At 73.5% G+C, this 9,853-nt stretch carries 7 protein-coding genes; 3 read left to right on the top strand and 4 right to left on the bottom strand.

Annotation, left to right across the window (positions count from 1 at the left end; translation table 11 throughout):
- Both Q8R60_00865 and Q8R60_00860 read left to right on the top strand, forming a co-directional pair.
- Positions 1-1,441, top strand: a 1,441-nt coding sequence (locus Q8R60_00865; GenBank protein ID MDP3711018.1) for a DUF222 domain-containing protein, incomplete at its 5' end; no start/stop codon positions are given.
- A 96-nt stretch (positions 1,442-1,537) separates the two neighbouring features.
- The gene (locus Q8R60_00860) at positions 1,538-2,197 is read left to right on the top strand and encodes an SDR family oxidoreductase (protein ID MDP3711017.1); all 660 of its coding nucleotides are present in this window, start codon (positions 1,538-1,540) and stop codon (positions 2,195-2,197) included.
- Positions 2,198-2,317: 120 nt separating this feature from the next.
- Here the strand turns inward: Q8R60_00860 and Q8R60_00855 are convergent, their stop codons facing one another.
- Positions 2,318-2,638, bottom strand: coding sequence for a hypothetical protein (locus Q8R60_00855; protein MDP3711016.1), 321 nt, complete (start codon positions 2,636-2,638; stop codon positions 2,318-2,320).
- An 84-nt stretch (positions 2,639-2,722) separates the two neighbouring features.
- On the opposite strand from Q8R60_00855, the gene Q8R60_00850 reads away from it, so the two are divergent.
- Complete coding sequence (locus Q8R60_00850) at positions 2,723-4,993, top strand: AAA family ATPase (protein ID MDP3711015.1); 2,271 nt, start codon at positions 2,723-2,725, stop codon at positions 4,991-4,993.
- A gap of 151 nt (positions 4,994-5,144) precedes the next feature.
- Here the strand turns inward: Q8R60_00850 and Q8R60_00845 are convergent, their stop codons facing one another.
- From Q8R60_00845 to Q8R60_00835, 3 genes are read right to left on the bottom strand one after another with little or no spacing between them, the layout of a single operon-like run.
- A complete protein-coding gene (locus Q8R60_00845; protein MDP3711014.1) occupies positions 5,145-5,993 on the bottom strand; it encodes a patatin-like phospholipase family protein in 849 nt (282 codons plus the stop codon).
- Complete coding sequence (locus tag Q8R60_00840; GenBank protein MDP3711013.1) at positions 5,990-8,491, bottom strand: glycoside hydrolase family 3 C-terminal domain-containing protein; 2,502 nt, start codon at positions 8,489-8,491, stop codon at positions 5,990-5,992. Before Q8R60_00840 ends, Q8R60_00845 begins: the two co-directional genes overlap by 4 nt.
- Positions 8,488-9,852 carry a wax ester/triacylglycerol synthase family O-acyltransferase gene (locus Q8R60_00835; GenBank protein ID MDP3711012.1) on the bottom strand — a complete coding sequence of 455 codons (1,365 nt, stop codon included), beginning with the start codon at positions 9,850-9,852 and terminating at the stop codon, positions 8,488-8,490. Before Q8R60_00835 ends, Q8R60_00840 begins: the two co-directional genes overlap by 4 nt.
- Position 9,853 lies beyond the last annotated feature (1 nt).

The following is a 9,853-nucleotide window of genomic DNA, read 5'->3' as shown; positions in this document are numbered from 1 at the left end:
TGCTGACGGGCTCACGGCTGCGGCGGATGTGCACGAGCTGCTCGCGATGCAGGCCGAGATCGCCGCCGCTCTCGCTGGCCGGTTGCAGGTCGTGGATGCGACGCAGACCTGGCAGCAGACCGGGTCGCGGGCGCAGTGGGCGTGGCTCGCCCGACACTCCGCGACAGAGACGTCCGCGCCGATGAGTGCGGGTGAGGCCCGCCGGTGGGCGAAGCTCGCGAAGGGCCTGCGGGAACGACCGGCGGTGGAGCGGCTGCTGCGGTCGGCGCGGATCACCGCGGCGCACGCGACGGTGCTGCTGACGCAGCTCGACCTGCTCGACAAGCGGGTCCTCGGGACCTCGTTGAACACCCCGGAGTGGTTGGCCGTGCAGGAGCAGGCGTTCTGCGACCTCGCGGAGCTCACCGACCCGCTCGTGCTCCAGCGGGAGCTCGGTAAGCGCCTACGTGCCCTCGCCCCGGAGCCGGCAGCGGAGGAGGACCGCGACAAGGTCACCGAACGCAAGGCGTCCCTGACGGAGGGGTTCGCGGGGATGTGGAACCTGCTCGGGACCTTGGACCCCCACAGCGGGCAGGTGCTGAAAGCAGCATTGAGTGCGTGGCGGCGCAACGACCAGACCGCTGGGGACACCCGCACCCCCGCGCAGCGTGACGTCGACGCGCTCGTCGGGATCGCCAGCGCCTGGATGTCGCGGACCGAGACCGTCACCCGAGGCCGCGGTGTTCAGGTCGTCGTGACTGTGCCCGAGGAGCGGTTGGCTGCGCATCAGAGCCAGCGTGACCTCTACGGGGTCCCGGTCACGTGCCCCGACAGCGGAGCCCGGCTCCCCGACCCGCTGACCGAGCCGCTGTTCACCCGCGACGGGAAGCTCCTCCCGCACACCGACACCACCGGCCTAGACGCACTGCACCCAGACCTGCTCGGGGACCCGGTCCCACCCGCGACCTACCCCGACGGGAGCGCGGTCGCGGAGACCACGCTGGACATGCTGCTGTGCAACGCGACCCTGACCCGGGTCGTTCTCGACCAGGACTCAGCGGTGCTCGACGTCGGACGGGGCAGCCGCGTCTTCACGCACCCGCAGTGGCTCGCGAGCATGACCCAATGGCAGTGGCAGTGCGCGACCGACGGCTGCCACGCCCCTGCTGACCGTCTCGAGCTGCATCACGCCCTGTGGTGGCGCGACGGCGGCACCACCGACCTCGTCAACTGCGCCCCGCTCTGCCACGGCACCAGCAGCTGCCACAGCCGCGTCCACGACGGCGCGACCCTTCGGCTACGCGACGGACGGCTCCTCGACCAACGCGGCTTCCGACCCGCCGACCACGACAACGACCACGTCTGGCCACCACCCCTGCCGACGCGCCCGCCGCGCCAGGCCCGCACCGCAGCAGCTGCGAGCCAGCGCCTCCACACCATCCTCGGCACCGCTGCGGCCTGACGCACGGAGCGTGCTCTGGCGGCTGCGCGGCACATACCCTCACCGTGCCTCAAGCGCCGACCCACCGCTCATCAGGAGTCCGAGATCAACGTCGTCATCACCGGCTCGGCGCGTGGGATCGGGCTCGAGCTCGTACGGCTGTACCTCGCGGCTGGAGCACAGGTCTGGGCAACGGTGCGCAGCACCGACGATGCCAAGCGGCTGGAGGTACTGGGAGCTGCTGCGCCTGTCGTGGACGTCACGGACGCCCGCTCCGTCGATCACCTGGCAACTCTGATCAGCGACAGGGCCATCGACCTTCTCATCAACAACGCAGGCGTTCTTGGCCCGGAGCGGCAGTCCACGAGCGACATGGACTTCGAGGGCTTCGCCGACGTGCTCGCCGTCAACACCTTGGGTCCGCTGCGTGTCACCCAGGCGCTGCTGCCTGCGTTGCTCAGGTCCGGTGAGGCCACGGTGGCTGTCGTGACGAGCCGGATGGGCTCGCTGTCCTACGCCAAGTCGGACACCGTCGCGTACCGCGCCTCGAAGGCCGCCGCCAACAAGGTGACCCAGTGCCTGGCCACTGACCTGGAGCCGCGGGGAGTCGTCGTGGCCGCGGTGCATCCGGGGTGGGTTCGCACCAACATCGGCGGCCAGGAGGCCGACATCGATCCCGTCACCAGCGCGAGGGGAATCGTGCAGGTGCTCCAAGGCCTGACGATGAAGGACACCGGCCGCTTCTGGAACTACGACGGTGCTGCCCTTGCGTGGTGACGACGCGCGTGACGTCGCTGCAGCGGAGGGTCGCCCTTCTCGGCACCGTCCAAGGTCGGTCATCAACTAGCGACCACACGTGGCTCGAGTTCAGGCCTGAGCAGCCGCAGACGCGTCGGCTCAGAGGTCTCGAGCCCGGGGCGCACCGTTGGAGAGTCCGGCCTCCCAGCGGGCCCGGCGCTGCGCGAGGTCCTGCTCCCACCAGGGCTCGCCGCGCTCGCCGAGGGCGGTCTTCGCGCGGTGCACGCGGTCGCGCGCCACCCGCTCCTCGTCGACGTCCCCGGAGCGCAGGGCAACACCGACGGCCCGGCGCGCGCTCATCAACTCGCGGCGCAGCTCGGCCGCGACGTCCTCGGGGATCGCAGGGTCGGTAGCCCGCCAGCGTCGCCCGTCGATCACGACCCACCGACCGTCGTCGGTACGCTCGACCGTCCGCTTCACGCCCGCGCCCTACCCGCTCGACCGCGCCTGACACGACCCGCCTGCCACGACCCGAAGGACGCGTCCGGCAGACTGGTCCGCTCCATGACGACCACGCCGACGACCGACAGCAGCCACCCGGCTGACCTCCAGGCCGAGCTCGCGCGCGAGCAGGCCCATGTCCGCCGTGCCGTCGACCGGCTCGAGGTGCTGCGGCAGGAGGCCGTCGCCCGCGAGCGCGAGAGCCTCGGCCGCGCGCAGGGCGGCAACCCGCAGGCGCTGTACGAGCGTGACGTCGCGGCGCTGGCCGCGAGTGCCCGCCGCTCCGATCTCGACAACGCCGGCGAGGGCCTCGTCTTCGGCCGGCTCGACAACGCCGACGGCGACACCCACCACATCGGTCGACTCGGGCTGCGCACCGCCGACCAAGAGCCGATCGTCGTCGACTGGCGCGCACCGGCCGCGGCGGCGTTCTACCGTGCGACGGCGGCCGACCCCCTGGGCGTCGTACGCCGTCGCACCCTGACCACCAAGGGCGACACGGTCACCGGGCTCGAGGACGAGCTGCTGCAGCCCGACCTCGCCGACTCCCTCGAGGGCACCGTCGTCGTCGGTGACGGCGCCTTCCTCGCCGCGGTGTCACGCGAGCGCGGCCCGCAGATGCGCGACATCGTCGCGACGATCCAGCGCGAGCAGGACGAGGCCGTGCGCGCCCCCGACGACGGCGCGCTCGTCGTCACCGGCGGGCCCGGCACCGGAAAGACCGCCGTCGCGCTGCACCGCGTCGCCTACCTGATGTACGCCCGCCGCGAGTTCTACGGTCGCCGCGGTGTCCTCGTCGTCGGCCCGTCGAAGGTCTTCGTCGACTACATCGGCGCCGTGCTGCCGGCGCTGGGCGAGACGTCGGTGCGGCTGTCGTCGCTCGGCGAGGTCCCGCAGCTGCCGCGCGGCTACGAGCTGGGTTTCGACGAGCCACCGGCCAGCACCGCCGTCAAGGGATCGTCGCGGATGGCGCGCGTGCTGCGTCGTACCGTCTCGTCCTTGGCCCACCCCTCCCGGGTCGAGGACCTCGAGCTGCACCGCTTCGGGACGGCCTTCGTCGTCAGCGCCGACGAGCTGCGCCGCCGCCGCACCGAGGTCGCGCGCAACCAGCGCAGCGCCAACGCCGGCCGCAGCGCCTACGTCGGCAAGGTCGTCGAGTCGGCCTGGCGCGCGTGGGAGCGGCGGCCGGGCGCGACCCGCACCGAGTCCGACGACCGCGAGGACTTCGGCCTGTGGCTGCGCCACGACCCGGAGTTCCAGCGGGCGATGGAGGACCTGTGGCCGGTGCTGCTGCCGACCGCGGTCCTCGACGCCCTGCGCGCCGGGCGCCTCCCGCTCGCGCAGCTCGCCAAGGGCACGCTCACTGACGACGAGGTCGCTGCCCTCGCGTGGGGCACGTCGCTGTCGGCTGCCGACGCGGCGCTGCTCGACGAGCTGATGGAGCTCTGCGGGCCGCCACCTCCCCCCGAGGCCGACCCCGACGACGACTGGGACGAGCTGGCCGAGCTCGACGAGCTCGCGTCGCAGCACGGCGTCACGACCTTCGCCGACCGCACCGCGCAGAGCGCCCGCGACATCGCCGGTGAGCTCGACTACCGCACCTTCGCCCACGTCGTCGTCGACGAGGCGCAGGACGTGACGCCGATGCAGTGGCGGATGCTCGGCCGTCGGGCCCGCGGCGCGACGTGGACGATCGTCGGCGACTGGGCGCAGTCGGCCTGGCCCGACGTCACCGAGGTCCGGGCGGCGCTGCAGGAGGCGATCGGCCGGTCGCGAGTCCGCGAAGCGACGCTGACGACCAACTACCGCACCTCGACCGAGATCGCGGCGGTCGCCGCCCGGCTGCTCGCGCGGATCGATCCCTCCGCCGTGCCGCCCGCCGCGGTCCGCTCCAACGGCATCGAGCCCGTCGTCACCGACGACCTCGCCGCCGCGGTCGCCGGCCTGCTCGACGCGGTCAGCGGCACCGTCGGGGTCGTGACGCCCTTCTCGCTGCGCGAGTCCGTGCGGGCGCAGCTGCCGCCGGACCCGCGCCTGTCCGTCGTCGACACCTGGCAGGTCAAGGGCCTGGAGTACGACGGGTGCGTCGTCGTCTCACCGACCGGTGTCGTGGACGAGGCCCTGTCGGAGGTCGCCGGGATGCGCTCGCTCTACGTCGCGCTCACCCGCGCGACCCAGCGGCTCGTCGTCGTCGGCGAGCTCGAGCCGCTGCTGTCCGGGCCACCGGTCGCGCACCCCGAGCCGCTCCCACCGCTCGAGTCCGAGCCCCCGCCCGCACCGACCCCGCGCCCGCGCACCCGCTCCCGAGGCGGCCGCAGCCGCGGCCGCCGCTGACCCCGCCCCGCCCGCGCGGCCCGCCCCGCCGCTCCCCCGCGCACCTCCCCCCAGGGGATTGGGTGGGTTTCCTCGGCGTGGCGAGCCTCGACACACCGAGAAAAGCCACCCAATCGGGGCGTCGGGAGTCGCTGGGGGTGGGTGCCTGGGGTCAGGGGGTCCAGAGGGTGCGGACCTGGTCGGCGACGCGGACGCCGTGGGCGTAGCCGATCCGGGCGGACGGCCCGCGGGTCGCCGGATCGAGCGGGTTGCTGCCGAAGGCCCGCAGCGCCTCGGTGTCGCCCTTGACGACCACGACCTGCGACCCGCCGGACTCGAGATCGGCGACCTCGTCCTCCAGCCCCGCACCCACCGGTGACCCTGCAGGCACGGTGAGCGGCGCGACGACGAGCACCCGGTCGTGGCCCGCGGCGAGGTCGGCGTTGGTGGAGGAGCGCATCCCGCCGTCCATCCAGCGGCTCGCGCCGATCGTCACGGGCGGCCACACCATCGGGACGGCGCACGACGCCGCGACGGCCTGCACGAGCGACACACCGTCGTCGGCGGAGAACGCGCGGAAGACGCCGGTCGTCGCCTCGACCGCGGTGACGAGGAGCCGGGTCGCCGGCCAGTCATGCGACCGCAGCCGCTCGGCGATGACGGCGAGCCGGTCGGCCTCGTGCAGGGTGTCGGCGTCGAGGGCCATCCGCCCGACCCGGGCGAGCAGCTCCTGCTGGGTCGGCCCGCCCTCCATCGCGGCGAGGAAGGCCATCCCGATCGTCGCGATGTCGAACTCCACCGCGATCTCGCCGTCGGGCGGCAGCAGCTGCTCGGCGTAGACGTCCTCGAGCGAGGCGTCGCGGCCGAGCTGAGAGGCGACGGCCGAGCCGGCCGAGGTGCCGACGAGCAGGTCGGCCTCGCGGACGTCGACCCCGGCCGAGGCGAGGCCGGCGAGCACGCCGATCTCCCAGCCGATGCCGGCGAGTCCGCCACCACCGAGGACAAGGGCGCGTGTGGTCATCGCAGCACTGTGCCCGACGCGCTCACCGTCACCGGCAGCCGGGCCTCGACCCGGTCGACCGAGCGGGCCATCAGCACATGCTGCTGGCCGTCGTCGACGCACCAACCGGCCGTCGCCCGCGGCTCGGGCCCGGCCTCGGCGGGCACGAGCGCGCTCTCCTTCAGCCGCTCCCGCAGCGCTGCCCCGGTCGGCGAGCCCGGGTCCCAGTAGGCGAAGGCCCGGTCGCCCAGCACAACCTCGACCCGACGGGTCTCTCCCGGCTCCAGCCACACCTTGGCGAAGCCGCGCAGCTCGCACCGCGGCCTGGTCAGCCGCGAGGCGCCGGGCTCGACGTAGACCTGCACGACCTCCGACCCGGCCCGGTCACCGGTGTTGGTCACGTCGACGCTGACCACCAGGTCCTCGCCCGGCTGCCACGTCGCCGACGACAGCGCGGCCCCACTCCACGCGAACGACGTGTAGGACAGCCCGTGGCCGAACGCACCGGCCGTCGGGAGCCGCCGGGTGTCGTACCACCGGTAGCCCACCAGCAGGTCCTCGCCGTAGAGGTGCTCGTCGTTGTCCCCTGGGAAGAAGGGGTACGCCGGGGAGTGCTCGAGCCGCACCGGCAAGGTCATCGGCAGCCGCCCGCCGGGCTCGTCATCGCCCAGCAGCACATCCGCGATCGCCTCGGCGGCCTCCTGCCCGGCCAGCCACGGCAGCAGCACCGCGGCGGCGTCGTCGACCCACGGCATCGTCACGGGGGCGCCGGCGCACACGACGACCACGGTGCGCGGGTTGGCGGCGCAGACCCGTCGTACGAGCTCGTCCTGGTCCCCCGGGAGGTCCATCGTCGCCCGGTCGTGTCCCTCGCTCTCCCACTCCTCGCTGGTGCCGACGACGACCACGGCGACGTCGGCCTGCGCGGCGACGGACGCCGCCTCGTCGATGGGGTCGCGGAGCCGCGGGTGGCGCAGCCCGACGACCGCGCCGTGCAGGATGAACGACGCCTCGGCGCTGTAGTCGAGGACCACCTCGACCTGCTGTCCGGCGACGAGCTCGACGGTCGCGGTCAGCTCGACCGACCCGAGGCCGAACAGCGCCTCGCCGGCCGGCGGCGGGTCGGTGACGCCGTCGAGCACGATGACCCCGTCGACGGACACGGTCGCCCGACCGGCCTGCACGAGGGTCAGCTCGTGCGGGCCGTTCTCCTCCGCGCGCAGCGTCGCGACCGCACGGACCGTGAAGGCCGATTCGTCGACGCCGGGTGCCGGGGCGCCGAACCACAGGCAGCGCAGGTCGTCCTGCACGGTGCTCGTCACGACGCGGCCGTCGGCGGAGCGCACCTCGACCTGCGTCGTCGCCACGAGCGGCCGGACCGTCTTGTCGGTGTCCGGGCCGCGGGCGAAGAGCACCGCGTCGTCTCCGAGCCGGTCGCGCAGCACGTCGAGCAGCGGGGTCACGCGGTGCGGGCGCAGCTGCGCCGAGCCGCCACCCATGACGTGCGGGCGGGCGGCCCCGGTGCCGATCAGCGCCACCCGGCCGGGAGCGGCCAGGGGCAGCACCCCGTCGTTGCGCAGCAGCACGGTCCCGGCGGTCGCGGCGCGGCGGGCCAGCGCGCGGTGGTCGGGGAGCTCGACCGAGGACTCCCCGCGAGGCTCGTCGTCCCAGGCCCGCAGGCGGTCGACGAGGGTGAGCCAGCGCCGCGTCATCGCCTCGAGCAGCGCGGGGTCGACTTCGCCCGACCCGACGGCCGCCGCCAGGGGCACGCCGTAGAAGCGGTCGGGCCCGGGCATCTGCAGGTCGACGCCGGCCTCGGCGCAGGCGACCGTCGACCCGACCCCGAACCAGTCGGTCATGACGACTCCGTCGAAGCCCCACTCGCCACGCAGCACGTCGCGCAGCAGCCAGGCGTCCTCGCTGCACCAGGTGCCGTTGACCCTGTTGTAGGCGGTCATCACCGCGAGCACCCCGGCCCGCACGGCGTGCTCGAAGGGGACGAGGTAGAGCTCGCGCAGCGCGCGGGCGCTGATGACCGACGACATCGAGGTGCGCTCGTGCTCGGCCTCGTTGCCCACCAGGTGCTTGACGGTCGCGGCGACGCCGCGCGACTGCACGCCCGTGACGAAGGCCGCGGCGGTCAGCCCCGTCAGCAGCGGGTCCTCGGAGTAGCACTCGAAGGTGCGGCCGGCGAGCGGGTGGCGGACGAGGTTGACCGTCGGGGCGAGCAGCACCCGACAGTCCTTGGACCGCGTCTCCTCCCCGAGAGCCACCCCGACCTCCTCGACCAGGGCCAGGTCCCACGAGGCCCCGAGCGCTGTGCCGCAGGGGACGCACAGCGCGGTGGCGCTCCCGGCACCGAGCAGCGCGCTGCCCCGGGCGCCGTTGGGCCCGTCGGTGACCCGGACCTCCGGCACCCCGGGCACCGACGGCACGGTCCAGAGGTCGAGCCCGGCGGTGAGACGGGCGCGGGCGGCGACGGACAGGGCGGCGAGGACCTGCTCGACCCGCTCGGTCACTGCGTAAAGGCCTTCTCCAGCTCCACCAGGGACTCGTCGAGGTAGGTGAGCAGCCGCTGCAGGTGGGGCACCGACTTGCGGCAGCCGGTCAGCCCGAACTGCAGGTCGCCGTCGTAGGACGTGACCGTGATGTTGAGCGCCTGCCCGTGGGTGGGGATCGACAGCGGGTAGTGGCCGACCATCCGCGCGCCGTTCCAGTAGAGCTTCTTCGACGGGCCCGGGACGTTGCTGATGATGATGTTGAACGGCGGCGGCGCGGCGTTGCCGAGGGCGCCCACCATCTGCAGCGCGAGCGGGGCCATGACCGCCGCGGACAGCGCCGTCACCTGGGTCTGGTTGAGCCCGGAGAGTGTCTGCTTCGCGGCCCGCATCGACGCCTGGATGTGCTGCATCCGCTCCTCCGCGTCGTCGAGGTCGGTGCCCAGGCTGCACAGGATGCTGCCGACGGCGTTGCCGCCGCCCTCGTCGTCGGCAGCCCGCAGCGACACCGGCGTCATCGCGGTCAACGACGACCCCGGCAGCGCGTCGTGGTCGACGAGGTAGCGGCGCAGCGCACCCGAGCACATGGCGAGGACGACGTCGTTGACGGTGGCCTCTGCGCCCTTGGCCACGGCCTTGATGCGCGCGAGCGGCCAGTCGTCAGCGGCGAAGCGGCGGCTGCCGGAGATGGTGGTGTTGAGGATCGACTTCGGTGCGGTCATGGGCAGCGTCGCCGACTGGCGGCGCAGCGCGTCGACCGCGATCTGCGCGATCCGCGGCGTCAGCCCCACGAGGTCGGTGACGGTGCCGAGCGCCGCACCGGGCACGGACAGCAGCCCCCCACCAGGGGCCTTGGTGCGCGTCGACGGCCGCTCCTCGAAGGGCGCACCTATGCCGCGCTCGTCGGGGTCCGTCGACATCGACCGCTCGAGCAGCCGCATCGCGGAGATGCCGTCCATCATCGCGTGGTGGACCTTGGTGTAGACGGCGAAGCGGTCGCCCTCGAGGCCCTCGATGAGGTGCGCCTCCCATAGCGGACGGGAGCGGTCGAGCAGGGTGCCGTGCAGCCGCGAGACCAGCGCCAGCAGCTCGCGGACCCGGCCAGGCTTCGGCAGCGCCGACAGCCGCACGTGGTGCTCGAGGTCGACGTCCTCGTCGTCGACCCAGGTCCACTGCCCGAGCGTCGCGACGGAGCGGTGCAGCCGCTTGCGGAAGGCAGGCGCGATCGCGGTGGTCTGCAGCACCTGGCGGTAGACCTGCGCGACGTAGTCGTCGTCCGCCCCAGGCGGCAGCGCGAACAGCTGCAGCCCACCGACGTGCATCGGCGTCTCCCTGGTCTCGGGGACGACGAACATCTGGTCGGCGGGGGCGATGAGCTGCACG

Source organism: Mycobacteriales bacterium, from assembly GCA_030697205.1.
Lineage (GTDB): Bacteria > Actinomycetota > Actinomycetes > Mycobacteriales > SCTD01 > JAUYQP01.
Note: the sequence above shows the minus strand (reverse complement) of the source record. Positions and strands in the feature narration are given on the sequence as shown.

Bases quoted from the DNA above. Each gene is read 5' to 3' on its own strand.
- Q8R60_00850 (MDP3711015.1), top strand. From the start codon at position 2,723: ATGACGACCACGCCGACGACCGACAGCAGCCACCCGGCTGACCTCCAG.
- Q8R60_00845 (MDP3711014.1), bottom strand. From the start codon at position 5,993: ATGACCACACGCGCCCTTGTCCTCGGTGGTGGCGGACTCGCCGGCATC.